This window comes from Ruegeria sp. AH7 (genome assembly GCF_056541325.1).
Map to the genome: position 1 here is coordinate 231,541 of NZ_JBQFYF010000002.1, position 25,962 is coordinate 257,502.

30 protein-coding genes and 1 pseudogene are annotated in these 25,962 nt (G+C 56.8%); 22 read left to right on the forward strand and 9 right to left on the reverse strand.

What is annotated here, in order from left to right:
• The first annotated feature begins 102 nt into the window (after positions 1–102).
• The 5 genes from meaB (at position 103) to ACR0JX_RS05620 (ending at position 4,098) form a co-directional block, all read left to right on the forward strand.
• Positions 103–1,080 (forward strand): methylmalonyl Co-A mutase-associated GTPase MeaB, encoded by a 978-nt coding sequence (gene meaB, locus ACR0JX_RS05600; protein ID WP_480542144.1) that lies wholly within the window; start codon positions 103–105, stop codon positions 1,078–1,080.
• Between the two features lie 144 nt (positions 1,081–1,224).
• Complete coding sequence (locus tag ACR0JX_RS05605) at positions 1,225–2,415, forward strand: Hint domain-containing protein (protein ID WP_480542146.1); 1,191 nt, start codon at positions 1,225–1,227, stop codon at positions 2,413–2,415.
• A 119-nt stretch (positions 2,416–2,534) separates the two neighbouring features.
• Positions 2,535–2,822 carry a 50S ribosomal protein L28 gene (rpmB, locus tag ACR0JX_RS05610; RefSeq protein WP_039532366.1) on the forward strand — a complete coding sequence of 96 codons (288 nt, stop codon included), beginning with the start codon at positions 2,535–2,537 and terminating at the stop codon, positions 2,820–2,822.
• Positions 2,823–3,220: 398 nt separating this feature from the next.
• A complete protein-coding gene (locus ACR0JX_RS05615) occupies positions 3,221–3,571 on the forward strand; it encodes a hypothetical protein (protein WP_480542148.1) in 351 nt (116 codons plus the stop codon).
• 47 nt (positions 3,572–3,618) lie between these two features.
• Complete coding sequence (locus ACR0JX_RS05620; protein WP_480542150.1) at positions 3,619–4,098, forward strand: copper chaperone PCu(A)C; 480 nt, start codon at positions 3,619–3,621, stop codon at positions 4,096–4,098.
• 94 nt (positions 4,099–4,192) lie between these two features.
• Here the strand turns inward: ACR0JX_RS05620 and ACR0JX_RS05625 are convergent, their stop codons facing one another.
• Both ACR0JX_RS05625 and ACR0JX_RS05630 read right to left on the reverse strand, forming a co-directional pair.
• On the reverse strand, positions 4,193–4,801 hold the full coding sequence (locus tag ACR0JX_RS05625; RefSeq protein WP_480542152.1) for an HdeD family acid-resistance protein: 609 nt from the start codon (positions 4,799–4,801) through the stop codon (positions 4,193–4,195).
• Between the two features lie 60 nt (positions 4,802–4,861).
• Positions 4,862–5,554, reverse strand: a complete 693-nt coding sequence (locus ACR0JX_RS05630) for an NAD-dependent deacylase (RefSeq protein WP_480542154.1) — start codon at positions 5,552–5,554, stop codon at positions 4,862–4,864.
• Between the two features lie 28 nt (positions 5,555–5,582).
• On the opposite strand from ACR0JX_RS05630, the gene ACR0JX_RS05635 reads away from it, so the two are divergent.
• Complete coding sequence (locus tag ACR0JX_RS05635) at positions 5,583–6,044, forward strand: low molecular weight protein-tyrosine-phosphatase (protein WP_480542156.1); 462 nt, start codon at positions 5,583–5,585, stop codon at positions 6,042–6,044.
• On the opposite strand, the gene ACR0JX_RS05640 is transcribed toward ACR0JX_RS05635, so the two are convergent.
• A complete protein-coding gene (locus tag ACR0JX_RS05640) occupies positions 6,011–6,973 on the reverse strand; it encodes a LysR family transcriptional regulator (RefSeq protein WP_353013613.1) in 963 nt (320 codons plus the stop codon). The genes ACR0JX_RS05635 and ACR0JX_RS05640 overlap by 34 nt on opposite strands.
• Positions 6,974–7,038: 65 nt before the next feature.
• Positions 7,039–7,347 carry a hypothetical protein gene (locus ACR0JX_RS05645; RefSeq protein WP_480542158.1) on the reverse strand — a complete coding sequence of 103 codons (309 nt, stop codon included), beginning with the start codon at positions 7,345–7,347 and terminating at the stop codon, positions 7,039–7,041.
• 245 nt (positions 7,348–7,592) lie between these two features.
• Between ACR0JX_RS05645 and ACR0JX_RS05650 the strand changes: the two are divergent.
• From ACR0JX_RS05650 to ACR0JX_RS05675, 6 genes and pseudogenes are all read left to right on the forward strand, one after another.
• A pseudogene (locus tag ACR0JX_RS05650) lies at positions 7,593–8,147 on the forward strand (RNA ligase family protein).
• An 87-nt stretch (positions 8,148–8,234) separates the two neighbouring features.
• Positions 8,235–10,034 carry a translation elongation factor 4 gene (gene lepA / locus ACR0JX_RS05655; RefSeq protein ID WP_480542160.1) on the forward strand — a complete coding sequence of 600 codons (1,800 nt, stop codon included), beginning with the start codon at positions 8,235–8,237 and terminating at the stop codon, positions 10,032–10,034.
• Positions 10,035–10,039: 5 nt separating this feature from the next.
• The gene (locus ACR0JX_RS05660; RefSeq protein ID WP_480542162.1) at positions 10,040–11,158 is read left to right on the forward strand and encodes a hypothetical protein; all 1,119 of its coding nucleotides are present in this window, start codon (positions 10,040–10,042) and stop codon (positions 11,156–11,158) included.
• Positions 11,155–11,538 (forward strand): C2 domain-containing protein, encoded by a 384-nt coding sequence (locus ACR0JX_RS05665; RefSeq protein WP_480542164.1) that lies wholly within the window; start codon positions 11,155–11,157, stop codon positions 11,536–11,538. The genes ACR0JX_RS05660 and ACR0JX_RS05665 overlap by 4 nt, the downstream gene beginning before the upstream one ends.
• A 189-nt stretch (positions 11,539–11,727) precedes the next feature.
• Positions 11,728–12,048 carry a hypothetical protein gene (locus ACR0JX_RS05670; protein WP_480542166.1) on the forward strand — a complete coding sequence of 107 codons (321 nt, stop codon included), beginning with the start codon at positions 11,728–11,730 and terminating at the stop codon, positions 12,046–12,048.
• Between the two features lie 130 nt (positions 12,049–12,178).
• A complete protein-coding gene (locus ACR0JX_RS05675) occupies positions 12,179–12,631 on the forward strand; it encodes a hypothetical protein (protein ID WP_353006161.1) in 453 nt (150 codons plus the stop codon).
• Between the two features lie 908 nt (positions 12,632–13,539).
• On the opposite strand, the gene ACR0JX_RS05680 is transcribed toward ACR0JX_RS05675, so the two are convergent.
• Entirely contained in the window at positions 13,540–13,677 is a 138-nt protein-coding gene (locus tag ACR0JX_RS05680; protein ID WP_353006163.1) for an entericidin A/B family lipoprotein, read from the reverse strand.
• A gap of 254 nt (positions 13,678–13,931) precedes the next feature.
• Between ACR0JX_RS05680 and ACR0JX_RS05685 the strand changes: the two genes are divergently transcribed.
• The 6 genes from ACR0JX_RS05685 (at position 13,932) to ACR0JX_RS05710 (ending at position 17,782) form a co-directional block, all read left to right on the forward strand.
• Positions 13,932–14,564 carry an ATP-dependent Clp protease proteolytic subunit gene (locus ACR0JX_RS05685; protein ID WP_480497281.1) on the forward strand — a complete coding sequence of 211 codons (633 nt, stop codon included), beginning with the start codon at positions 13,932–13,934 and terminating at the stop codon, positions 14,562–14,564.
• A gap of 134 nt (positions 14,565–14,698) precedes the next feature.
• On the forward strand, positions 14,699–15,964 hold the full coding sequence (gene clpX, locus ACR0JX_RS05690; RefSeq protein ID WP_480542168.1) for an ATP-dependent Clp protease ATP-binding subunit ClpX: 1,266 nt from the start codon (positions 14,699–14,701) through the stop codon (positions 15,962–15,964).
• A 169-nt stretch (positions 15,965–16,133) separates the two neighbouring features.
• Positions 16,134–16,490, forward strand: coding sequence for a RidA family protein (locus tag ACR0JX_RS05695; protein ID WP_480542170.1), 357 nt, complete (start codon positions 16,134–16,136; stop codon positions 16,488–16,490).
• A 78-nt stretch (positions 16,491–16,568) separates the two neighbouring features.
• Positions 16,569–16,952 carry an NADH:ubiquinone oxidoreductase subunit NDUFA12 gene (locus ACR0JX_RS05700; RefSeq protein WP_170530861.1) on the forward strand — a complete coding sequence of 128 codons (384 nt, stop codon included), beginning with the start codon at positions 16,569–16,571 and terminating at the stop codon, positions 16,950–16,952.
• A gap of 12 nt (positions 16,953–16,964) precedes the next feature.
• Complete coding sequence (gene mlaD / locus ACR0JX_RS05705) at positions 16,965–17,417, forward strand: outer membrane lipid asymmetry maintenance protein MlaD (RefSeq protein WP_480542172.1); 453 nt, start codon at positions 16,965–16,967, stop codon at positions 17,415–17,417.
• Complete coding sequence (locus tag ACR0JX_RS05710) at positions 17,414–17,782, forward strand: DUF2155 domain-containing protein (RefSeq protein WP_480542174.1); 369 nt, start codon at positions 17,414–17,416, stop codon at positions 17,780–17,782. Before mlaD ends, ACR0JX_RS05710 begins: the two co-directional genes overlap by 4 nt.
• Here ACR0JX_RS05710 and aat read toward each other — a convergent pair.
• The 4 genes from aat to ACR0JX_RS05730 all read right to left on the reverse strand — a co-directional run bounded on the left by aat (position 17,737) and on the right by ACR0JX_RS05730 (position 20,962).
• Positions 17,737–18,369: a leucyl/phenylalanyl-tRNA--protein transferase gene (aat, locus tag ACR0JX_RS05715; protein ID WP_353006173.1), complete on the reverse strand. Its 633-nt coding sequence runs from the start codon at positions 18,367–18,369 to the stop codon at positions 17,737–17,739. The two genes, ACR0JX_RS05710 and aat, sit on opposite strands and share 46 nt — an antisense overlap.
• Positions 18,370–18,420: 51 nt before the next feature.
• Positions 18,421–19,770, reverse strand: coding sequence for an acetyl-CoA carboxylase biotin carboxylase subunit (gene accC / locus ACR0JX_RS05720; protein ID WP_480542176.1), 1,350 nt, complete (start codon positions 19,768–19,770; stop codon positions 18,421–18,423).
• A 9-nt stretch (positions 19,771–19,779) separates the two neighbouring features.
• Positions 19,780–20,283, reverse strand: a complete 504-nt coding sequence (gene accB / locus ACR0JX_RS05725) for an acetyl-CoA carboxylase biotin carboxyl carrier protein (RefSeq protein WP_480542178.1) — start codon at positions 20,281–20,283, stop codon at positions 19,780–19,782.
• 142 nt (positions 20,284–20,425) lie between these two features.
• Positions 20,426–20,962, reverse strand: coding sequence for a LuxR C-terminal-related transcriptional regulator (locus ACR0JX_RS05730; protein WP_353006179.1), 537 nt, complete (start codon positions 20,960–20,962; stop codon positions 20,426–20,428).
• 198 nt (positions 20,963–21,160) lie between these two features.
• Here ACR0JX_RS05730 and ACR0JX_RS05735 point away from each other — a divergent pair, with 198 nt between their 5' ends.
• The 4 genes from ACR0JX_RS05735 (at position 21,161) to ACR0JX_RS05750 (ending at position 25,892) form a co-directional block, all read left to right on the forward strand.
• Positions 21,161–22,450 carry a helix-turn-helix domain-containing protein gene (locus ACR0JX_RS05735; protein WP_480542180.1) on the forward strand — a complete coding sequence of 430 codons (1,290 nt, stop codon included), beginning with the start codon at positions 21,161–21,163 and terminating at the stop codon, positions 22,448–22,450.
• Between the two features lie 78 nt (positions 22,451–22,528).
• On the forward strand, positions 22,529–22,909 hold the full coding sequence (locus ACR0JX_RS05740; protein ID WP_170530845.1) for a response regulator: 381 nt from the start codon (positions 22,529–22,531) through the stop codon (positions 22,907–22,909).
• Positions 22,906–23,214, forward strand: coding sequence for a hypothetical protein (locus ACR0JX_RS05745; protein ID WP_480542182.1), 309 nt, complete (start codon positions 22,906–22,908; stop codon positions 23,212–23,214). Before ACR0JX_RS05740 ends, ACR0JX_RS05745 begins: the two co-directional genes overlap by 4 nt.
• Positions 23,214–25,892, forward strand: coding sequence for an ATP-binding protein (locus ACR0JX_RS05750; protein WP_480542184.1), 2,679 nt, complete (start codon positions 23,214–23,216; stop codon positions 25,890–25,892). Before ACR0JX_RS05745 ends, ACR0JX_RS05750 begins: the two co-directional genes overlap by 1 nt.
• Positions 25,893–25,962 lie beyond the last annotated feature (70 nt).

Sequence of the window (25,962 nt, forward strand, 5' to 3'; positions counted from 1 at the left end):
CTGGTCAACGTCCAGAAGGCCCCGCCAAAACACTGGATGCGCTCTGGACAATTGCGACGCGGCACCGTCATTTAGGGCAAATCACCAAAAAAGGCCGGGCGGATGGACATTGCTGAATTGGGTGAAAGGATCATGCAAGGTGAGCGCCGGGCCCTGGCGCGCGCAATCACGCTGGTCGAAAGCATCCGTGCAGATCATCGGGAGCAGGCCTCGGAACTTCTGAGTTATCTGGCGCAATCTGGCAGGCAATCTCTGCGGATTGGCCTGTCGGGCACACCGGGCGTGGGTAAATCCACCTTCATAGAAAGCTTTGGCATGATGTTGACTGGGCAAGGCCTGCGCGTTGCTGTTCTTGCCGTTGATCCAAGCTCGGCCCGGTCGGGCGGATCGATCCTGGGTGACAAGACCCGGATGGAACGTCTGAGCCGTGATCCAAACGCCTTTATCCGACCTTCACCCAGCCAAAGCCAGCTTGGGGGTGTTGCCCGTCGCACGCGCGAAGCCATCGCGCTGTGCGAGGCGGCAGGAAATGATGTCGTGCTGATCGAAACCGTGGGGGTCGGCCAGTCGGAAACCGTGGTGTCTGAGCTCTCGGATCTGTTCCTGCTGCTGCTTGCTCCTGCGGGCGGGGATGAGTTGCAGGGCGTTAAACGCGGTATAATGGAGATGGCAGATATCATCCTGATCAATAAGTCCGATGGCGACCTGAAGGCGACGGCGACACGCACCTGCGCGGATTATGCCGGTGCCCTGCGCCTGTTACGCAAACGCCCGCAGGACCCGGAGGGGTTTCCCAAAGCGATGACAGTCTCAGCCATTGAAGAACATGGCCTCGACCAAGCCTGGACAGAAATACAGTCGCTCAGCCAATGGCGGCGGGACAACGGGTTTTGGACAACAAACCGAGCTGCACAGGCCCGCTACTGGTTCGATCAAGAGGTTCGGCATGCTCTGCTGGCCCGTCTCGACACACCCGAGGCGCGCCGGGAAATGGATGAGCTGAGCACTGAGGTGGGTCAAGGTACGATCAGCCCCACGACCGCTGCGCGGCATATGTTGTCAAAACTCTCTGCCACCTGATTCAGTCTTCGGGTGTTTTGGCCCGGGCCTTGATGCGCGCGGCGTCTCATCGCACTATGGTTGCGTAGTTTATCGGATCATGCCGATCTGGTCGTATAAATGGTTGCTATCTTAGACCTGCCTGTTGCTTGGGAATAGAGGACCATGCCCAATATAAGGGGTACCAATGGCAACGACATAATCGACGTTACCGATGACAACGGTACGTTGAATGGTACGTCTCAGGGTACTCCGATTGACAATATTCGCGGCCGTGGTGGCAGCGACCAGATCACGGTTACGAACAGCACGGTTATCGGAGTTGTACGAGGCAACGGGGGTGGTGACGATATTACCATCACCGGCAGCACAGTTGGAACGCTGAATGCCGGAGGGGGCGCGGATACCGTCGTTGTCCGTGGGTCCGACATAAGCAGCATTGCATTGGGGAATGGCAACGATACGCTGGATTTCCAAAGCACCAGTGTGTCAGGTACGGTCGAAGGCGGCGGTGGTACCGATACGCTGAACCTACCCGAAGGTACCGTGATCACTGACAGTACGTTCGGCACAATCACAGTCGTGGCAGGCACGAGCTATTCGCTTTCCAGCGGGTCGTTTACCCTGCCGTCGGGAACAACTGTTACGTATACAGGTTTCGAAAATGGTGCCGGGTTTCCGTGCTTTACCCGCGATACTCTGATCGCGACGAATTGTGGGTTTCGCCCGATCCAGAACATCATGGCCGGGGACAGGGTCCAGACGGTTGGCTTGGGACCCCAAACAGTGCGTTGGACGGGACGGCGGGCGTTCACAACCCGTGACCTTGAACAGGACCCCAAACTGCGCCCGGTACGCATCGTGGCAGGCGCCTTGGGGCAAGGGATGCCTAACCGCGATTTGCTGGTCTCGCGCCAGCACAGGATGCTGGTTCAATCCAAAATCGCGCAGCGCATGTTTGGAGCAGCTGAAGTTCTTATCCCGGCGATCAAGCTGACCTCAGTGCCGGGTATCTATGTGGATCAAGAGGTGCAATCGGTCGAGTATTTCCACTTGCTGTTTGACCGGCATGAGGTGATCTATGCTGAAGGCGCCCCAACTGAGAGCTTGTATTCCGGGCCCGAGGCGTTGAAATCGCTCAGCATCTCTGCGCGGCGTGAGATATTCAAGATATTCCCGGAGCTGGCGGATCACGATCACAGCCCCGACCCGGCGCGGCTGATCCCGCGGGGCAAGTTACAGACCCGGCTGGTTTCGCGTCATTTAAAAAACAATAAACCCCTGTTGCATGCGCCGGTCGCGCCGGCATTCAGGGAAGGTACAGAGGGCGCAAATATTCCGCGTAACCCGTCTTGACCCTTCCTGCGATTCCCACTACACGCATCCAACCAGTTTTCGGGCGCGACTTCGGGTTGCGCCCCTTGTGATTTGGCCGCAGGCGTTTTGCCCGGCCTCCAGAAACAAAGGAAGAAACCATGTCGCGCCGTTGCGAACTGACCGGAAAAGGCCCGATGACTGGCAACAATGTCAGCCACGCCAAAAACAGAACTCGTCGTCGTTTTCTGCCGAATCTGAATGATGTCACCCTGCAGTCCGAAACCCTGGGCCGTGGCGTTAAGCTGCGTATCTCGGCGGCTGCGCTGCGTTCTGTCGACCACCGCGGTGGTCTGGACGCGTTCCTGGCGAAAGCCAAGGATGAAGAGCTGTCTGCGAACGCATTGAAAGTGAAAAAGGAAATCGCCAAGGCACAAGCGTCGGCGTAACCCTCTTTGACATTCCGTTTGAATGACCCCGTACCCGATTTGTGCGGGGTTTTTTCGTTTTGCGATTCAGCTCGGGCCCCAAAAAAGTTCAAAAAAATTGTAACGACCGTGAAACAGTTCACATACGAGCGCAGATGTAGGGCGTATGTTGACTACATTCTTTGGGTTGGGGGCCGAGTGATGTCGTTAAAGAGTTTCTATATTTTTCTGTTGCTTTCGACCGTTATCAAAAAAGCAATTTTAGCCTGCACGCGTATTCAGCGTCAGGTGAATCGCTCCCATACCAGCCTGACTAAAGGGGTCGTTAAACGGCCTGGGCTGGATTACTAAGAGACGCTTCAAGCGCGACTGTTTGGCGCTTGAAGCGTTTCATCTGTCTGGCCTATATGCAGGTCAGGATGAGATCTGCGTTTCATAAGTTTTTGCCGGTAATTTTATCTCTGCTGCTGGTTCTGACCGGGCAGAGTATTGCGGTTTCGCGTGGCGTGGATATGGCGACGGGCCAGATGGTCCTATGTACCGGAAACGGCCCTGTTGTGGTCTATTTTGACGCAAATGGACAGCCTACAGCCCCACCACATTACTGCCCCGACTATGCGCTGACCCTGTTGGGGGCGGTTGCGGATGTGCAACCCGCGCAGCCTGAGGCCCCGGCGCATCGACTTCCCACGCCATTGCGCGATAAAGGCAGCCTTGTCGCATCGCCCATCCCGGATACACCTGCGCGTGCACCTCCTGTCTTGGTCTGACCCGACCTACAGATTTTCAGACCGCTAGACACATAAGGAGAGGCACAATGTCCCTCAAAACAACCCTGTTCGCTACTTTTTCAACCGTCCTTCTGGCCGTTCCGGCCTTTGCTGACAGCCAGATCATTGTTGACGACGCCTACGCCCGTTCATCCGGCAAAGCCGCCAAGGCAGGGGCCGCGTTCATGATGATCCAGAACCAGGGCGAGACGGATGACCGCTTGATCAGTGCAACATCAGATGCCGCAGCCCGGGTAGAGTTGCACACGCATAAGATCAACGATGATGGCGTGGCTCAGATGGTCCATGTCGAGGAAGGCTTTACCATCCCTGCAGGCGGGACCTATATGCTCAAACGCGGTGGTGCGCATGTGATGTTGATGGGTTTGAAAGCCCCATTTGAGCACGGTGCCACGGTTCCCGTCACACTGGTGTTTGAGCAGGCCGGAGAGGTTGTTCTGGACATCCCAGTGGATCTGGAGCGCCAGGACACGCATGGTCACGATCACGGATCCCATTCGAACTAGCAACAACGCCTGTCTTCGGGCCGGTTTGCGGCCGTCATCCATGCGTCAGGCCGGGCATTGCCCGGCCTGTTTGCAAGTTGGCTCGTGTTCTTTCCTAGCGATGTATGGTCTTCATGCCGATCCGTTCGTTGGCGCTGCGCAGACGGTTTGCCAGCCAGAACATGACAACCGCAATGGCAAGCGCCGAGAATGCAATCGCCCATCCCAGCGCGACCAGCGCAATGGCGGGCCAGATCATCAACACCAGACCCACGATCAGTGCCGCAATCCCCGAACCGCGCATCGAACCGCGTTGCGGATCACGCTCATTCATCTGCTGCGACGCAGCCAGCGAGCCGATACCAATAATCAGCGCCCAGGCCCCCAACAGGAAGAAGGCCAATTTCACGGTGCCCTCAGGCCAGATCAGCAAGATCAGTCCGATCAGTACTGCACCGATGGCTGCGCCACCTAACAGGCCCCGGCGTCCGACCCCAAGCAGCGTTAGCCCGCCATCAATGATCAGCAGGGCCCCGACCAAGCGCAGTAGCAATGCAATGCTGCCAGAGGGCCAGAAGAGCGCGGCAATGCCAACAGCACCGGCCAAAACACCGCGAACCAAGAAGGTCCACCAAAGACTGGACAGCTGAGCGCTAAGCTGGTCGCGGTCGGCCATGCTGCCGTCTTCGAGAATTTCACCGGTTTTTGGGTCTTGATCTGTCATGGTGCGGCTCCCCTGAAAGAGGTGATGCATTTGATCGTGCAATTTGCCGCCCATGTTGTCTTAAGTCTTTGCCATCAGCAACCGATCAACCCATCTTGGTACAGTTTCGGTTGCTTTGCCCAGAAGGCGATCATCGAAACCACCACCTGTCGGCTCCAGATTGATTTCAATGGTGTGCGCCCCTGTTGCCTGCGCTTCGTGCACAAAGGCAGCGGCGGGGTAGACCTGACCAGACGTGCCGATTGCGGCAAAGATCGAAGCGGTGGCGAGATGATCGAAAATCTTGTCCATATGATAGGGCATCTCGCCGAACCAGACGATATCAGGCCGCCCGGAAGGGGCGGCGCAGGCCGGGCAGGGCTCGTCAGGGGCCATTTCTGGCGGTGCCGTCCATCGATGACCACAAGCCGCACATAATGCACCAGACAGGATACCATGCATATGGATCACCGCTGTGGCACCACCAGCCTCGTGCAAGCCATCCACGTTTTGCGTCACTATGACCACATCTCCGGGCCAATCCTGTTGCAACCGCGCAAGGGCCCGATGCGCAGCATTGGGGTGGACCTGAGCGGCCTGAGCCCTGCGGGTGTTGTAAAATCCCTGAACCAAAGCCGGATTCTGAGCAAACGCCTCGGGGGTTGCGACGTCTTCGATCTTGTGTTGCGCCCATAGCCCGCCTTCATCCCGAAAGGTGCTAAGCCCGCTTTCGGCGGAAATGCCTGCTCCGGTGAGAATGACGATCTTTTCCATTTGTCCTCTGCGCGATAGAAGATTGCATATGACACAGCGTATCCTCTTTGTGTGTTTGGGCAATATCTGTCGGTCACCTGCGGCAGAGGGTGTGTTTCGCGCCCAAGCCCCGCATCACACAGCCGACAGTGCTGGAACTGCGGGTTGGCATATTGGCAACCCGCCTTATGGCCCTATGCAATCTTCTGCGCGTGCCCGTGACGTCGAACTGGGCAGTCTGCGCGCCAGGCAGTTTGTGGCTGAGGATTTTGATCAGTTCGACCTGATCATAGGAATGGATGCGGACAACATCGCGAATGTCGAGGCCCTGAGGCCAGATGGAAACGACACGCCCGTTCGGCTGTTGACAGAGTTCGCGCCCCAAGCCGGTGCCGATCATGTACCCGATCCTTACTATACGCGGGATTTTGACGGGGCGTTGGATTTGATCGAGATCGCCGTCGCCGGGTTGGTCGATCACTTGGATGGGTCGTCTAGCACCTTCAATTGATCACTGAGCCAGGGCAGTTTTGCCGTCGCTGGGTCAATGATCTGGCTTTGCATCAAGCGCCGCATCATGCCTGCCACCTCTTGCGGCACCTGATCGGACCAGTCCGTTCGGGTGAACAATGAAATGGTGCGGGCAAATGCGCCAAACGGGCAGGGATGGGCCTGCATGTCGTCGTGAAACCGCGCCGCACGCATATAGCCCAGCGGCGTTGTAATGGCCCAACCCAGACCGCGTGCAACCATGGCCATCAGCGCCAGGTGCGAGCCGATCTCGAACCGTTCTTCATAGTCAATCTGCTGACGGGCCAGATGGCCTTCGATTTGGCGGCTGATCAGCTGCTCACGCGCGTAGCGCAGAAAAGGCAGGTCCTGCACGACGGTTTGCGCATCACCCGCGCCAGCCGGAGCGACCAGTATGAACGGGTCCTGTACCAGTGGGTATTCAATGACACCTTCCAGCACTTCGCCGCTATGGGCGGAAACGGCCAGATGCAGGCGCTGGGCTTCTAGCTCGGCAAACAGGTCCAGGCTGGGCAGGGTGATGAGCTTGAATTTGGATCGGGTCAGGCTGTCAGCCAGCAGTGTGGCTAGCCGAGGTGTCAGGTCATTGTCGAAATCGTCGATCAGGCCGATGGACAAAGTGGTGAGATGCCCCAGATCCATCACGGTCAATTCGCTTTGGGCCATTTGCAGCTCGGCCAAAACCGCCTGGGCGCGGGTCAAAAAACTGCGCCCGGCCTGCGTCAGCCGCATCGGCCGCCGTCCGTGATCGACCAAATCTGTGCCCAGAGCCTTTTCCAGATTGCGCAATTGCTGGGAAACCGAGGGCTGGCTGAGCCCGGTGATCTCGGCCGCCTGCGCCACCGATCCCGTCCGCGCCAGCGCCTCGAACACCTCAAGGCCCCGCAGGGTCAGCCCTTTCATCACCATCGCACACACCTTTCGCTGCGCCTTTTCTGGGGCGCAGGGCGGGTCAGGTCAAGGACTGACAGGGGTTAGCTGCAGATCGCCTGCGCCATCTGACCAAAGTTCTGATACCGATCCCAAAGCGCATCATCACGCGCGGTCTGCGACATCTTCAACTGCTGCGCTTGATGGGGGTCCTCGAACCATTTCGACACGGTCTTCTGATCGCTACGCGTCAACGCCTGATCCGCCACGCGTTGAATACAAGAGCACCGCGCCCGCGTCGCCGCCTGACGATCTGATGCCAGACACGCCCGCTTGATCTGAGACGCGTCTGCAACCGGAGCAACCGCCGTCAGCGATGCCGTACAAAATGCGATGAGGAGGAACTGTTTCATGCTAGAGCCTCGTTCTTTGCCTGCCCGGAGGGGTCTTGTGCCCCTCTCAGTCTGCGGCGGAGTATGAATCAAAGTGGATTCGGGATCAATCGGGTGCTTCGAAAAAGTGATTGCACACATGGTTGATGTCGCGTTTTCTGGCCCGAGTTTGCTTAGAATTCATTCGCGAGACGAATATGCTTAAGAAATACGGGCGTACATTTCATTTGCCGCAATCTCCCGGTGCCACCAGCGATGACAAGATCATGTCCAGCGTTGACGCGTTGGTGTCGGCTGACGAGGTGGTTTTTACTGAAAAGATGGATGGCGAGAACACGACTATTCACAGCCACGGCTGTCACCCCCGCAGTATTGACGCACGATACCACCCGTCTCGAGATTGGATGAAGGCCTTCGCAGCCGGAATTTCGCCGCAGCTTGCCGAAGACGAGCGCATTGTTGGTGAATAACTGTTTGCGTGCCACTCCATAGCGTATTCGGCATTGCCGACCTATTTCCTTGGGTTCGCGTGGGTGAAGCGGGACATGGTACAGTCTTGGGACGCGACGCGTTCACGCTTCGTCGAGCTTGGGATCACCGCTGTGCCCGAACTCTATCGCGGGCGGTTCTCTGCTAAGGTCGTGGCGGATGTGATAGCAGACTTGAATCTGGATACGCAGGAGGGGTTTGTCGTTCGCACAACGGCTGCGTTTAACGAGGAAGACATGCCCACTCACCTCGCGAAATATGTGCGCGAGGGCCACGTTCAAAGCGAGACGCATTGGATGAACGCGGAGTTGGTCAAAAACAGGTTGCTCTGAACGGTCTGAGGCCTCGCAATCAAAGGGTTTCGCTGGGGACTCGTCCCACCTTGACCACAGCCCATTTCCGACGCATATCCCCAACCCATGACAGACCTCGCTCATATCCGCAATTTTTCCATCGTCGCGCATATCGACCATGGCAAATCCACCCTTGCTGACCGGCTCATTCAAGAGACCGGAACGGTCAAGGATCGCGACATGAAGGAACAGCTGCTCGACAGCATGGATATCGAGCGTGAACGCGGCATCACCATCAAGGCCAACACGGTTCGCATCGACTATACCGCCGACAATGGCGAGGCATATGTGCTGAACCTGATCGACACGCCCGGCCACGTGGACTTTGCCTATGAGGTCAGCCGGTCCATGCGTGCGGTCGAGGGCTCGCTGCTGGTCGTTGACTCGACCCAAGGGGTCGAGGCGCAGACGCTGGCGAATGTGTACCAAGCCATTGACGCCGATCATGAGATCGTGCCGGTGCTGAACAAGATCGACCTGCCTGCCTCCGACTGTGACCGCGTGGCCGAACAGATCGAAGATGTGATCGGCATCGATGCGACCGATGCCATTCAGGTCTCGGCCAAGACGGGGCAGGGCATCCATGAGACGCTCGAGGCCATCGTGCAGCAACTGCCCGCACCGCAGGGTAATCTGGACGCGCCGCTCAAAGCGATGCTGGTGGATTCGTGGTACGACGCCTATCTCGGCGTCATCGTTCTGGTCCGCATCATGGACGGCACGCTGAAAAAGGGCATGCGGGTCAAGTTCATGTCGAACAACACCCTGCACCATGTGGATCGCGTCGGTGTCTTCCGCCCTGAGATGGAGATGGTGGACTCGCTGGGCCCCGGTGAGATCGGCTTCCTGACGGCCTCGATCAAACAGGTCCGCGACACCCGCGTCGGGGACACGATCACCAATGACCGCAACGGGACCGAAGACGCTCTGGACGGCTTCAAGCCCGCGCAGCCGGTGGTGTTCTGTGGCCTCTTCCCCGTTGACAGTTCCGAATTCGAAGACCTGCGCGATGCGATTGATAAACTGGCGCTGAACGACGCCTCGTTCAGCTTTGAAATGGAGACCTCAGCAGCACTTGGCTTTGGCTTCCGCTGTGGCTTCCTCGGGCTGTTGCACCTTGAAGTCATCCGCGACCGCATCGAACGCGAATATGATATCGAGCTCATCACCACCGCGCCGTCGGTGATCTATCACGTCTACATGAAAGACGGCGAGATGATCGAGCTGCACAACCCCGCCGACATGCCCGACCCCTCCAAGGTCGACCATATCGAGGAACCGCGCATCAAGGCGACCATCCTTGTGCCGGACGAATTCCTGGGCGACGTGCTGAAACTGTGTCAGGACCGCCGCGGCATTCAGCTGGATCTGACCTATGCGGGCAGCCGCGCCATGGTCGTCTATGACCTGCCGCTGAACGAGGTCGTCTTTGACTTCTACGACCGTCTGAAATCGGTGACCAAGGGCTATGCCTCGTTCGACTACCAGATGACCGGCTATACCGAGGATAATCTGGTCAAGATGTCGGTGCTGGTGAATGACGAACCCGTTGACGCGCTGTCGACCATGGTTCACCGCGACCGGGCCGAGATGCGGGGCCGGGCGATGTGTGAAAAGCTCAAGGACCTGATCCCGCGCCACATGTTCAAAATCCCGATCCAGGCCGCCATCGGAGGCAAGGTCATCGCCCGCGAGACCCTCTCGGCGCTGCGCAAGGACGTGACCGCAAAATGCTACGGAGGCGACGCCACGCGGAAACGCAAACTGCTGGACAAGCAGAAGGCGGGGAAAAAGAAGATGCGTCAGTTTGGTAAAGTTGATATACCTCAGGAGGCATTCATCTCTGCGTTGAAAATGGATGGGTAATCTATTTGTCTGAAGATATAGAAGAGTTTTTTGGTTCCATAGATTTTCGAGGTGCAAGGTTCGAACGGGCAAATTTGCCCGTATCGATGCTCGATAATATCAAGGCTTACCAAGAATTGTTGCTCGATCTCGCCGAAGAAATTTGGCGGGAAAAGAACCCAGAACGCCAAAGGCTTCCAAGCAACTTTCGAAAGAACCTCTCACTGTCATTCTCCCACGTGGAAGATGGTAGCGCGGTAGCAGTTTTGAAGAGGGACGAGTCCATCTCTCCTGGTCTGCTTCCGGATGAATTTTCTTTAAATTACATGGCCTTGGCGCAAACTAGGTTTCTGGAGACTGCAAGGGCAGCTAACGAAAACCGTAGAATAGAAGGTGTCCCCGCGAAAGCTCGAAATTCTCTGAAAGCTCTGCTTGCTGATCTACGATCAGATGAACGTTTAGAGTTCGTTTCGAAAACGGGTAGGGATACAAACCATCCTCGGGTCAGATTTAGCGAGAAGACGAGGGACCGCATTCTCGATAGTGCCGTAGATAATCGAGTTAAGAACATCGATAGTATCGGGATTGTCCGGTCTATCCTTGACGGTTCCGAGGAAATCGAAGTTCTCTCAGAAGTTGGTAAGTTTAAGTATTTCGTCGGTAGGCAAGAGTTAAGAGCAAACAAGTACCCAATTGCTGGTTTTTGCGAATTCTCGATCAAGGCAGTCTTGCAAGCCAACGGGCTGATAAAATCGGTCGAATCCCAGCACAGCATTAGGGTATTGGACCCCGGCGTGGAATATGATCGGATACGCGGAAAGATTGAGGATTTCCGATCTTTTCCAGAGGGATGGAAAAATGGTTCGGGTCAAAGCCTTTCAGATGCTGCGCTAACTTTCGCGTCCGATGTTGGCGGCTTTATTTGCGGGATTTATCAACAGATTTCAATATTTCCTCAGGTGGATGGCAGTATCACTTTGGAGTTTTCAAAGGACGACTGGGACATTGAAGTCAACTGCCGCGAAAAATACATAGAAATTGAAGTTTTTGATGACGAGATGGATACGTTGAATAGCCAAGTCTTTTTCGGGTTATCGCCTAAGTTACTTTCTGCACTTTCTGATATTGATGGATTCGTTTCATGAGTGAAGAAAGTATCCCAGCTGAGGAGCGTTTGTTCCACAATTTGCATCCGACGGATTATGACAACGGCAGGGTCAATAGCTCAGCGTTTAACCCTTCGGAGAACCATGAATTTAAGTTGAGCGTCGATCGGTCTTCGATCCATGACGCCGAGCGGAGTTTTTCGATATTTACTTCACGAGGAAACAAGTCTGTCGGGGTTTGCGGCGTTATGTGCGCTGATTTTTCTGGCGAAGAGATTATTTGTTTCCCGGACGAAGTTGACGATAACCCTGCCCATGCGTTGGCGGATTATAGCCCGCATGGTGTGAGTCAACGAAAGAAAAAGGCAAAAAGGCTGGCCAAAAAAGCAGGATCTTATGGGTTAGATTTCCAGCCATAGTTCGCCAACCCACCCGCCCGGCGGCACCGCCGGGCCGCGCCGACCCGCCCCCATGGGGCGGCGCGTTTGCGCCAACCCTCGGGCCGGCGCTGCCCTCAGTTCCATCACCCACACTGTGACCCACCTCACAGCCCCAACCCCATCCTCCTGCTAGACTTGACCCAACGGAACCCTCGGCAGGAGGCCCAATTGTCCACATCCATGATCCCCATCATCGCCCTCGGGTCGGCGGGTCTCTATTCCGTGGCCATGATCGCGATGAAGTTCTGGTGGAAACTCCCCGGTGTGGGTCTTGGCCTGCTGATCGTCGCGACCCTGCTGGCCGGGGCGACGCTGGAACTCGCCGCACTGCGCGAGGAACGACTGGGCATCATCTATACCGGCATTCTGGGGGCCGAGGTGGTTCTGATCGCCATCGCCTCATTCTTTCTGTTCGGCGAGAACTTCTCGTATCGCGAAGTCGCGGGGATCGCGCTGGTCATCCTAGGCACCGCGCTGGCCTGGGCCTGAGCGCGCCCGGTACTTAACGCCAATCTAAGCCCTTCATGAAGTTTCCTTTAGGTAAGTTGCAACCCGTCCTCACCCTCCCAATCTGTGGAACACGGGCCGCTGATGGCCTCAACCTCAGGGAGGAAAGCCCATGACCAGATTTATGACTGCCGGAGCAGCCGCTCTGGCCACGAGCCTCGCCCTCGGCACCGCTGCCGCCGCCGACACCACACCCGATCTGCGTGGAACTTGGACAGCCAGCCAAACCACCGTGTCGCCCTCGAATTCGGCCACCGGTGCTGCACCGCGTTTCAACAAGTCGGAATGGGTGCTCGACATCAAGGTGCAACATGACAATGCGTTCTGGGGGCCCAGCATGTGGCGCCGCAGCGCCATGGATGATTGGACGATGTACGAAGCGACGGGTTCGATCAGTCAGGATGGCTCGGGCAAGATCGGCATCATCGAGAGTTCTGCCGAACCTACTACCGGGATCAACGCGCTGATCGATGCGCGATATGAGGACGGCAAGATCTACGCAGATTTCCGTAGCCTGCGGACTGGAACGACCTACAGCACTGTTCTGGAACGACAGGTGAACTGAAGCGTCTCCGGCCTGATCTATTGTAGGGGGTACCAGCTGCCCAAGCGGGCGGCGTTTAGTAGGTATTTATGATCAGGTCGGGACGCTTCTCAGAACCAACCCGCTTTGGTCGTCGCCCATCGATTCGGGCTCAACCAAGGCGGGATCAGTCAAGTTTCGGCTGCAGGTGGTCTTCGCACCTGCAGCATCGACTGGGTTTCGAGCGTTTTTCTTCGGTTCGGACTTTTCCACGCGCAAGCAGGCCAAGTTGCAAAACTTCTCGATTTATCCACATCGCCCTCCCGGCGGATATCAACAGGTTATCCCCGTCTATTTTTCATGCTGCAGTGCTATTTTCTTGCCGGTTTCTGGCCGCAATGTAACAGTGAGACCACCGCAGCACTTCCTCGGAACAGGCAGCGGGGCGCAAGGGCCAGGGGGCCAACGCAGGATCGGGTGAGTTTTAGGATTTGCTCGGGTTTGCAGGGGCTTACCGGTTGCTGAGCGGTCGAATTGGGTGTCAGATCCCGGGTCGATAGATCAGCTTCTCAAAATGGGTCTTGGGCGCTGTAACGGCCTTCGGGTCGAAGCAGCAGTCGCAGCTTCGAAAGGGGCTGAGGCAACTGGATCAGGGTGCCCCTTGGGTTACGCTGAACCGGTAAGGCGTCAGGAGTGTCCGCAAGGATACATGCAAAGACCGCGTCTGCGCACCTGACGCCTTTTCCTATTCTGGTTCCATACAGGCCATCATCCAAGACCCCTTCGAATGGAAACGGGGTTCCTTCGTGTGAACGAAAGAACCCCGTCTTTGCGTCAGATAATGCAGTGCCGCGTCTATGCACCTGTAGCGCCAAGACTAGTGGTTCTAGATCAGAAGATCAACAATATGTTGATGAATTTTGGCGCGGCTCCGCAATATACTGGGCCTATCAGATGTTCTCTTGAACCTCAGTGGCCGCATTCTGGATTGCATCCCCTGCGTTTTCGATATCTTTGCCCGCGCCTTTGGCGGTTTCGCAGGCGGTCAGGGCAAACAGGCTCAGGCCAATCAGGATTGCTCGGATCATACTCGTCTCCTTGGTGGTCGATCTTGATTTCGGTAGCACCTTTTCCCAAGCGGGACCAGCATCAGCGGCGCTGTTCGTGACAAAAGCGGCAGGCCCGGTTGAATATGGCCTGACGCATCGCCAGCGATCAACAATCTCACAATCGGCCTGCGAAGTGAGGTGCACCCCTTGCAGCCCCCCAAAGGCAACACTAAGACTCGGGTAACACTTGTTGGGATACTCTCCCGATCCATAGCAAAGCAGGCAGGTTAAGAATGTTCGATCCCGTAGAAACCTACATGAATACGCTTGTCCCCATGGTTGTCGAGCAGACCAGCCGGGGTGAGCGCGCCTATGACATTTTCTCGCGTCTGCTGAAAGAGCGGATCATCTTCATCAACGGGCCGATCCATGATGGGATGAGCCATCTTGTGGTGGCGCAGCTGCTGCATCTTGAGGCGGAAAACCCGAACAAAGAAATCTCGATTTACATCAATTCGCCAGGCGGCGTGGTGACTAGCGGTCTGTCGATTTACGACACAATGCAGTACATCAAGCCGAAATGTTCCACATTGGTGATCGGTCAGGCGGCCTCGATGGGGTCGGTTTTGCTGGCCGGTGGCGAGAAGGGGATGCGCTTTTCGCTGCCCAACAGCCGCATCATGGTGCACCAGCCCAGCGGTGGCTATCAAGGTCAGGCGAGCGACATCATGATCCACGCGGCCGAAACGCAGAAACTGAAAGATCGCCTGTATGACATCTATGTGCGCCATACAGGGCAGACAAAAAAGGCGGTTGAAAAAGCGCTGGATCGTGACAATTTCATGAGCCCGGAAGAGGCCAAGGACTGGGGCCATATCGACGAGATTGTCGAGAACCGCGCCAAGATGGACACGGAAGAAGCCTAAGAAACATGCCTGGCGCCATCGGCGTCGGGCGCATTTTTGAGATTGTAGCCGCCACAGTGCTGGCCTAAGCTGCATGAACATGCGCAAGCGCGGCCCCGAATGAGGGGCAGTGGACGAAGCCCGAAAGGTAGATCATGGCGACGAATTCAGGCGGTGACAGCAAAAACACGCTCTACTGTAGCTTTTGTGGAAAAAGCCAGCATGAAGTGCGCAAGCTGATCGCGGGTCCAACCGTTTTCATCTGCGATGAATGTGTCGAGCTTTGCATGGACATCATTCGGGAAGAGACCAAAGCCAGCGGGCTGAAATCTTCTGATGGGGTGCCAACGCCCAAGGACATTTGTGAGGTGCTGGACGACTACGTCATCGGTCAGGCCACGGCAAAGCGTGTTCTCTCGGTGGCGGTCCACAATCACTACAAACGTCTGAACCACGCGCAAAAGGCCGGCGGTGATATTGAACTGGCGAAGTCCAACATTCTTTTGATCGGCCCAACGGGTTGCGGCAAGACATTGCTGGCCCAGACGCTGGCGCGCATTCTAGATGTCCCGTTCACGATGGCAGATGCAACCACTCTGACCGAGGCGGGCTATGTGGGTGAAGATGTCGAGAACATCATCCTCAAACTGCTGCAGGCCAGTGAGTATAATGTTGAACGCGCACAACGCGGTATCGTCTATATTGACGAGGTCGACAAGATCACGCGCAAATCAGAAAACCCATCGATCACGCGCGACGTCTCGGGCGAAGGGGTGCAGCAGGCTCTGCTGAAGCTGATGGAAGGCACTGTGGCCAGCGTACCGCCTCAGGGCGGTCGCAAGCACCCGCAGCAGGAATTCCTGCAGGTGGACACGACCAACATCCTGTTTATCTGCGGCGGCGCTTTTGCAGGGCTAGACAAGATTATCGCACAGCGTGGCAAGGGCTCGGCCATGGGCTTCGGCGCCGATGTGCGCGACAATGATGATCGCGGCGTGGGTGAGATATTCAAGGATCTGGAACCCGAAGACCTGCTGAAATTCGGTCTGATCCCGGAATTTGTTGGTCGCTTGCCGGTTCTGGCGACTTTGGAAGACTTGGACGAAGACGCACTTGTCACCATTCTGACCAAGCCCAAAAACGCGTTGGTCAAGCAATACCAACGCCTCTTCGAACTCGAAGACGCCGAGTTGGCCTTTACGGATGATGCGTTGAAAGCGATTGCCAAAAAGGCCATCGAACGCAAGACCGGCGCGCGCGGGTTGCGATCGATCCTCGAAGATATCTTGCTGGACACGATGTTCGAGCTGCCGGGCATGAAGAACGTGACCGAGGTGGTCGTGAACGAAGAAGCCGTGACCTCTGTCGCACAACCTTTGATCATCTATGCCGAAGCGGCAGAATCTGCGTCAGCTGGCTAAACGGTAGAGCTGCTGAGGGGGTTTTGTCGTCGTGGGGTGACATCGTCGCCTGATTGACGCGGTTCCTTCTGAATCTGGCTAACAATATCTCGGAGCACGCGGCAGAGTATCGCTCACCCTTTCGATATATAAGCCGTGCGCTCCATTCCCGCGAAAAGGTTGAATTGCAATGAAACGAATTTCTTCTGGTGGCGAATTCGAAGCCAAAGTTGGCTATTGCCGCGCTGTTGTCGCTGGAGGATGGGTGCATGTCGCCGGAACTGTTGGACAGGGCGAGGACGTTGTCGCTCAATGCAAGTCCGCTTTGTCGATCATCGAAAAAGCGCTGTCAGAGGCGGACGCAGGATTCTCGGACGTGGTGCGTGTAACGTACATTCTGCCCGATCGTCATGAGTTCGAAGCTTGCTGGCCCACACTGGCCGAAACATTTGGCGACAATCCACCCGCGGCTACGATGATCGAATGTGGCTTGATTGATCCGAAGTACCGGATCGAAATTGAAGTGACGGCATTCTTGCCTGACTAAGCAGATCGTACGGGCAGCACTGGACCTTGGCGCGCCTTTGGTCCATACCATTCCCGAGCACTTTGCCGGAGGCACCTGATGGGCATTCTGAACACTCTTCTGCGGGCCGTGACCTGGTGGAACGGGGCAACCCTGAACACCCAGATTTATACCGCGCGAAAAGGTGTGAAAGTTGGCGAAGACAACGAAGGCAACGTCTTCTATCGCAATGCGGATGACAGCAAACGCTGGGTGATTTTCAATGGCGAAGCCGAAGCCAGCCGCGTTGATCCAGATTGGCATGGCTGGTTGCATCGTACCTGGGATGAACCGCCGACCGATAAGCCGCTGCCTCATAAATCTTGGGAGAAACCGCATCAGGAAAACCTGACGGGCACCGCTCTGGCTTACACCCCGGCAGGATCGCTGCGCAGACCCGATCCGGTCGAGCGCAAAGACTATGAGGCCTGGAGCCCCGAATAACAGAGGCGAGCAATGTCGACCCACAATTGGACCGAAGTCATCGTCGGTGGTGCCGTTCTGGCGGTTGCCGTGTCATTTGGCGTTTACGCCAGCCAGTCGACGGGCCTGTCGCAAAGCAGCGCGGGTTATGAGCTGGGGGCTTCCTTCCGGTCGCTTGAAGGGGTCGGCGTGGGGACTGATGTGCGTTTGGCCGGGGTCAAGATCGGCACCGTAACCGACGTCGATCTGAACCCGGACACCTATCGCGCCGATACGACCTTTACGATTGCGGATGGGATCCTTGTTCCGGATGACAGCGCGATTGTGATCTCGTCCGAAGGTCTTCTGGGTGGAAATTTTGTCGAGGTGATGCCGGGCGGCTCACCTTTCTTTTTCGAGCCGGGGGACGAGATCGAAGATACTCAAGGCGCGGTCAGCCTGATTTCACTGCTCGTCAAATTCGTGGCCGGAGACGGCGGCGAATGAAGCATTCGGTGCTGATGGCAATCGCGTTCTGCGCAACGGCTGCATCTGCGCAGCAGAAGGTCGAATCGGGCCCTGGCGCCATGTTGCGCGGCTTGGACAAAGTAAACGGCCAGACCATCGATATCGAAATGCAAAACGGCGACACCCAGCCCGTGTTTGGATTGGATGTGGCCTTGGGGGATTGTCGGTACCCGGCGGACAATCCCACAGGCGATGCGTTTGCCTATTTGACGATCTGGGAAAAAGGCAAAGCAGATCAGCTGTTTGACGGTTGGATGATAGCGACATCACCAGCGCTGAATGCTTTGGATCATGCGCGCTATGACGTCTGGGTAATCCGCTGTATCACACCATCTGCTGATTGAGGAATATCAGCGGAAAAATCAGCGCTTGCGTTGATCGCTTCCTCAAGTGCTTCACGATATGTACCGCGTGGAATTTCGATGGCGCCAAGCGAGGCAAGGTGAGTTGTCAAGAACTGCGTATCAAACAGTTTGAAACCCGTTTGTCTAAGCCGGTCGACCAGATAGGCCAGGGCGATTTTTGAGGCATCAGTACGCCTCGAAAACATGCTTTCGCCAAAGAAAGCCGCCCCCAACACGACGCCATAGACGCCGCCAACCAGCTTGTCGTTATCCCATACCTCAAGTGAATGGGCGTGACCTGTCATGTGTAGTTGATCATAAAGGTGTCGCAACTCGCCGTTGATCCAGGTATCCACCCGGTCTGCGCAGCCATCGACGACGCCGTTGAAATCCTGATCGATTGAGATGTCAAAGCCGGATCTGCGCAGGCTCCGGGCCAGACTGCGCGAGATATGAAACCCGTCCAAAGGGAACACGCCCCTGTATTTTGGGTCGACCCAGAACAGCTCAGGGTCATCCCGATGTTCTGCCATGGGAAAAATGCCGATGGAGTAGCCATGCAGCAAAAGTTCCGCAGTCAGGCTCATTAGAAAAACCCGAAGGCCGGAGGATTGGTTCCATCCGGCCTTCCAGACAGGTTAGTCTGCCATATTCTCCGCAAGCCAGTGCTCCAGCCAGTGGATGTTGTATTCGCCGCTATGTAGATCAGGTTCCTGCAGCAGCGCGTGGAACAGCGGTACGGTGGTGTCGATACCGTCGACGATCAACTCTCCCAATGCGCGTTCAAGGCGCGCCAGCGCCTCGGCCCGGTCGCGCCCCTGTACGATCAGCTTTGCGATTAGCGAGTCGTAGTAGGGCGGGATCGAATACCCGTCATACAACGCCGAATCCATCCGCACGCCCAGACCGCCCGGCGCATGATACGCCGTTATCTTACCGGGGCAGGGTGAGAAATTGGGTAGTTTCTCTGCATTGATCCGAACCTCGATGGCGTGGCCTTCGATTTCCAGGTCGTCCTGAGTGAACGACATCGGTAGGCCTGAGGCGACGCGGATCTGCTCGCGCACAAGATCGACGCCGAAAATGCCTTCGGTTACCGGGTGTTCCACCTGCAAGCGGGTGTTCATCTCGATGAAATAGAACTCACCGTTTTCGTACAGGAACTCGATGGTGCCTGCACCGATATAGTTGATCTTCGCCACAGCATCGGCGCAGATCTTACCGATCCTGGCGCGTTCTTCAGGGGTGATGCTGGGGCCGGGGGCCTCCTCAAACACTTTCTGATGGCGGCGCTGCAACGAGCAATCGCGCTCGCCCAGATGGACCGCGTTGCCCTTGCCGTCGCCAAAGACCTGAATCTCGATATGGCGCGGCGTGGTAAGGTATTTCTCGATATAAACCTCGTCATTGCCAAAGGCGGCCTTGCCCTCGGCGCGCGCGGTCATGAAGGCGCTTTCCATCTCATCGGCGTTTTGGGCGACTTTCATCCCGCGCCCGCCGCCGCCGGCGGTGGCTTTGATAATGACGGGATAGCCGAACTCCTCACCGATGCGCTTTGCGTCATCCAGCGTGGGAACGCCGCCATCGGAACCGGGTACACAAGGGACGCCCAGTTCTTTCATTGTATCCTTGGCGGTGATCTTGTCGCCCATGACACGAATGTGCTCGGCGTTCGGACCGATAAATGTGATGTCATGATCTTCGACGATCTGCACGAACTCGGCATTCTCCGACAGGAAGCCATAGCCGGGGTGAATCGCTTGTGCGCCGGTGATCTCACAGGCCGAGATGATCGCTGGCATAGATAGGTAACTTTGCGGGCTTGGCGGAGGGCCGATACAGACAGATTCGTCTGCCATGCGCACATGCATCGCGTCGCTGTCGGCGGTGGAGTGGACGGCGACCGTCTTAATCCCCATCTCGCGCGCGGCGCGGATGACGCGCAGGGCGATCTCGCCTCGGTTGGCAATCAGGATCTTGTCGAACATGGGCCCGCCTTACTCGATGATGACCAGAGGAGTACCGAATTCCACAGCGTCGCCGTCGCCAACCAAGATGCGTTTGACGGTACCCGATTTGGGCGCGTGGATGTGGTTCATGGTCTTCATCGCTTCGACGATCAGCAGCGTGTCACCTTCGGACACCGCTCCGCCGACGGAAATGAACGACGGCGCGCCGGGTTCGGCCTGCATGTAAACCGTGCCCACCATGGGAGAGGTGACAGCGCCGGGGTGGCTGGCCGGGTCTTCCTGTGCAGCAGGGGCTTCGGCGGCAGCTGCAGCAGGGGCGGGTGCGGCGGCTGGGGCTGCCGGGGCGACGGCAGGTACGGCGACCTGAACCGGCGCAGCGACTGCCTGTGTCATGCGGCTGACGCGCACATTCAGGCTGTCTTCTTCGCCATACTCGCGTTTCACCTGCAATTCAGTCAGGTCGTTTTCGCGCAGCAACTCGGCCAGTGCCTTGATGAATGCTACATCTGCGTCGTGTTTGGTATCTGTCATGAGTGTCCTCGACGGTTCCCCTAGTGGCCCATCTAAACCTGCGGGCTTTGGTCTAATTACGCAGCGTTATAAGCTAAGCTTGGGGCCATGAAAAGCGCAGTCTGAAGCGAGGATTCAAGGAATTTGTGCGCGCTCTGAGCGGTCAGAGCGGCATCCCTGAAAGTTTCGCCACGAGCTCTGATAATTTACGCGCGCCGAACTTTTCCAATAGGCGCGCGCGGTAGGCTTCGATCGTGCGATAGCTGAGGCCGAGTTCGACACCGATTTCTTTGGCCGAGAGGCCGCGACAGGATAGGATTGCCACCTCGCGTTCCCGCACGGTCAGTTCGACCAGGGGGCGTTCTTCCGAGATGTCTGAAAAGCTCCAGATCCCGTGACGGAATGGATCATCCGGTGTCAGCGACCTGCCGCGAGCGCGACACCAGAATAAATCGCCATTGCGTCGCCGCATCACCCTTTCATCGGTGTAATACCCGGTGTCCCGCATCACCTGTAAGCTGCGCGCGCCGATCCTTTCCCAATCCGCGACGGAGGGGTAAAGGTGAAGCAAAGGCATGTTGCGATAGTCACTCTCACCCCCTCCGAAGGTCCGCGCAAACTGTAGATTGCAGCGCCGGATGATCCGGTTTTCCAGTTCAACCAGCCCAATTGGGGCATATTCGAAGGCGGGGTCACTCATCGTCATATCGTGCCGGGAATTGGTCGGAAATTGAAGAGGTCATGAGAATTTGCTGTGGATTTGAAGTGGGTGATTTACCGTTGCCTTTGTTAATCTTGTAAATCCTATCTGAAAACTCTGCCTTAACTACATTAGTTAAATAAGATATCTTGAAAATCCACGACTGTGATTGAAAGCTTGGCAAGGGAGGAGCCTTTGATGCGCGATACGCTTACGGGTAGCCGGATCCGCGAACGCCGTCAGATCTCAGGGCTCAGGCAATCCGAGCTTGCAAAGCGCGTTGGAATTTCGCCGTCATATCTGAACTTGATTGAACATAACCGCCGCAGAATCGGTGGAAAGCTTTTAGTCGATATTGCCGAAGCCTTGGATGTAGAGCCCTCGCTACTTACCCAGGGGATCGAGGCGGCGCTGATTTCTGCACTGCGAGAGGCGGCGGCAGATGCAGTTGGACAGCAGGCTGAGGTTGACGGGGTGGAGGAATTTGCCAGCCGCTTTGCTGGCTGGGCCGGCGTTCTGGCGCAATTGCATCAGCGCGTCGTGTCACTGGAACGCACGGTCGAAACGCTATCGGACCGATTGACACATGACCCGCATCTGGCCGCGTCGATGCATGAGGTTCTGACAACCGCTGCCGCCATTCGATCCACTGCATCCATTCTGGCGGACACGCAGGATATCGAAACCGAATGGCAGGACCGGTTTCACAAGAACCTGCATCAGGATGCCGAACGGCTGGCCGAAAGCTCTAAGGCGCTGGTGTCTTATCTGGACGAAAGCGATGCGGCCAAGACACCCCGTAGTGTCCCTCTGGAAGAGGTTGAGAGCTTTTTTGCCGCCCGAAACTATATTTTTCCCGAACTCGAAGCGGAGGGAGGGGCTGAGAGTATTGCCCTAGACGGGCTGAACACCGCCACCGCCCGTTCTGTTGCCCAAGAGATCCTACGCTGGTGCGCAGAGGACGCGGTTGCGATACCGCTTGCCGATTTGAAGCAACTTCTCGCTAAGGGCGAACCGGACCCTATCACGTTGGCGCAACGTTTCGCGGTCGATATCCCTACAATTTTGCGACGTTTGGCCTTTGTGCCAGAGGAGTATTTGACGCGCCCTGCAGGGCTGGCCTTGTGCGATGCATCGGGCAGCGTCCTGTTCCTCAAACCGCTTCCCGGTTTCGTCATGCCGCGCCATGGCGAGGCTTGTCCGTTGTGGCCCTTGTTCACCGCGCTAAGTCGTCCTCTGGTGCCGGTTCGCAAACAAATCGCTCAGCTGGGGCGCAGTGCGGCTGAGTTCGAGTGCCATGCTTACGCCTGGCCTCATGCAGTATCCGGCTATGATCAAGAACCGGCTTATCGGTCGGTCATGCTGGTGCGACCGGTCGGGGAAGAGGGGGCATCGGTTTTGACCCATGTCGGGGCCAATTGCCGGGTGTGCCCCAGCCGGGATTGCACATCGCGGCGTGAGCCTTCGATTCTGAGCGAAGGTTTTTGACAGGTCGATGACTGACCGCTTAATCTGGCGGTGGCAGCGTGCCAAGTGCGCGATCTGCCATGGGGAGGAATTGAAAATATGAGCCGTAAGGTTCTGTTGATCGAGGATGAGCCGAACATCGCTGAGGCCATCCGCTTTTTGCTGACACGCGAAGGCTGGCAGGTTGAAACGCATGCGGAAGGGTCTGATGCGGTTCAGGTGATTCAGTCTGCAGCCCCGGATCTTGTCATCCTCGATGTCATGCTTCCGGGAAAAAACGGCATGGATATTCTGCGCGACCTACGCGAGCTGGATGATATGCAACGCTTGCCGGTCTTGATGCTGACGGCACGCGGGCAATCCCGCGATCGGGAAATGGCCGAAAATGCAGGGGTTAGCCGCTTCATGACCAAACCGTTTTCAAATGCCGAGGTGCTGACTGCGGTGCGTGATCTACATGCGCAGGCCTCACGGGCATGACCTCTGATAGTGACATAGACCAGATGCCTACTGGCAAACGGTCCTCGCTATTCCTTGGGCGGCAAAGCTATCGCCGTCGCAGACTGGCCGATGCTGCCCGGCTATTGCCATTTTTAGGCGCGGCACTTCTCGCACTACCGCTGCTTTGGCCGGATCAGAGCGCGGGCGACGACGCTGTACCGCTTTCATCGGCTATGCTGTACATCTTTGTATGCTGGGGCGTGCTGATTGCGATTGGCCTGATCTTTGGCCTGACTGCCAGAAGTCTGGGCGTTCGCGACGATATCGGCGCGGACACTGAGTGATGGCGACGCCGAATATTCTGATATTGGTAAGCCTGGGCTACGTGGTACTACTATTTGGTGTGGCCTTCGCAGCTGAAAGAATGGCCGAGGCAGGGCGCGGGAAATGGCTACGCTCGCCCCTAATCTACACGCTGTCCTTGTCGATCTATTGTACCGCCTGGACCTTTTATGGTGCGGTTGGCAATGCCGCGCGGTCCGGGCTGGAATACGTGACGATCTATCTGGGGCCGACGTTGGTGATGGTCAGCTGGTGGTGGGGCTTGCGCAAACTGGTTCGGGTTGCGCGCAGCCAAAGGGTGACCTCGATCGCGGACCTATTGTCGTCTCGTTATGGTAAATCCAACACGCTGGCCGTATGCGTTACCATTTTGGCGGTTCTTGCCGGAACGCCCTATATTGCCCTGCAACTTCAGTCGATCACCCTGTCGTTTTCGATTTTTGTCGAGGCTGATCCATCTGGCCTCTACCCAAGCGGATCTAATGTATTCTGGGTTGCGGCCGGTTTGGCTGTCTTCGCTATTCTATTCGGCACACGGAATCTGGACGTGAACGAGCGTCATCATGGCGTTGTCACAGCGATTGCAGTGGAATCAGTGGTCAAACTATTCGCCCTGATCGCCGTTGGTGTGTTTGTCGTCTGGGGTATTGCCGGTGGGATTGGCCCAATGATGGATCGGATTGATGCCTCGGAAATTGGCCAATGGAACATCGACGCAGGTCGCTGGACGGCGTTCATCTTCCTGTCTGCCGCTGCCTTTGTCTGTCTGCCGCGCATGTTTCAGGTAATGGTCGTTGAAAATGACGATGAAGGCCATCTGAGGACAGCAGCTTGGGCGTTTCCCTTGTACCTGCTGCTGATGAGCCTGTTTGTTGTTCCCATTGCGGTCGTCGGGTTGGACCTTTTGCCACCTGGTTCCAACCCTGATCTTTTTGTTCTGACGGTGCCGCTGTCACAGGGCAATGATTGGCTTGCCATGCTGTCCTTTATCGGTGGTTTTTCGTCGGCCACTTCGATGGTGATCATCACGGCGATGGCGCTGTCCACCATGGTATCGAACCAGATTGTCATGCCGATCTGGCTGAATACCCATGAACGGGTGGGATCTGTCCCTGGTGATGTACGGACCATCGTTTTGATGGCGCGTCGGGTTTCGATCGCTGCGGTCATGGCGCTGGGATATTTCTACTATAGCTTGATCGGCGATGGCGCGGCGCTGGCTTCGATCGGTTTGATTGCCTTTGCTGGGGTCTCGCAAATCCTGCCCGCCCTTGTGGGTGGATTGTTCTGGCGGGGGGCGACGCGCATCGGCGCTTTGGCCGGGCTGACGGTGGGATTTACGCTCTGGTGCTACACGTTGCTCTTGCCGGGTATGGGTGGGCTTTGGATGTCTCAAACGGTGATCGAACAGGGCCCGTTTGGGATAGGGTGGTTGCGCCCTCAGGCCTTGTTTGGGATCGAGGGGATGGATCCGATGGTCCACACTGTGATGTGGTCGATCTCTTTGAACACAATCGCCTTTTGCGTCGCGTCGCTCCTTAGCTTCCCCAGCCCGTTGGAACGTTTGCAGGGGGCGCAGTTTGTGAATGTCTTTGACCATTCCGTTGCGCCGCGCGGCTGGTCGGGGTCGGTGGCGCAAAGCGAAGATTTGATGATCATGACCCAGCGCATTTTGGGCACCGGCCCCGCGCAGGCATTCTTTCAGGCCGAAGCCGAGCATCAGGGTGGGAGGTCACACCTGCCCGAGCCCACGCCGGGCTTCCTGAACCGGCTTGAACGTGAACTCAGCGGTTCGGTTGGTGCGGCCACGGCCCATGCCATGATTGGTCAGATCGTTGGAGGCGCCTCAATCTCGGTCGAGGATTTGTTGGCTGTGGCGGACGAATCTGCTCAGTTGTTGGAATACTCCAGCCAGCTTGAGGTCAAGTCGGCAGAACTAAGCCGGACCGCGCGGCAGCTGCGCGAAGCCAATACCAAACTGACCCTAATGTCGGAACAAAAAGACAGCTTCCTGAGCCAAGTTAGCCATGAGCTGCGCACCCCGATGACCTCGATCCGCGCGTTTTCCGAAATCCTGCGCGACACCGAAGGGCTGAGCGACGAGGAACAGACTAAATTTGCTGCAACCATTCATGATGAAGCCTTACGCCTAACCCGTTTGCTGGATGATCTGTTGGATCTGAGCGTACTTGAAAATGGTCAGGTCAGCCTGAACATGAGCGATGGTAGCCTGCGTTCGGTGCTGGATCGTGCGGTTTCAACCGCGCTAGCCGGAGCATCGAAACCTCTGACAATCCGCCGAACACGCGCGTCGGAACGAATTCCACTACACACCGACCTCGACCGTTTCGGGCAGGTTGTCATCAACTTGATTTCCAATGCACAGAAATACTGCGATGCGGATGAGCCCGTTCTGACGATTTCGGCGCATGATATCGGGGGACGCGTGGTGATCGATTTCGTTGACAACGGCAACGGCATTCCGGTCGAGGCCCAATCGTTGGTGTTCGAGAAATTTGCGCGGATCGGGATCGACAAGGCCGGCGGCGCGGGTCTGGGGCTTGCGATCTGTCGTGAGATCATGCAGCGGCTAGGGGGCGAGATCAGCTATCTGCCGGGGCAGGGCGGGGCTGCGTTCCGAGTCAGCCTGCCGTTGGCCTATCAACAAGCGGCGCAATAAAGGGCGGGTAAAGAACTTCGTAACACTCACCGGGTTACATCAAGGGTCAGAGGCTCGAACAATTGGTGAG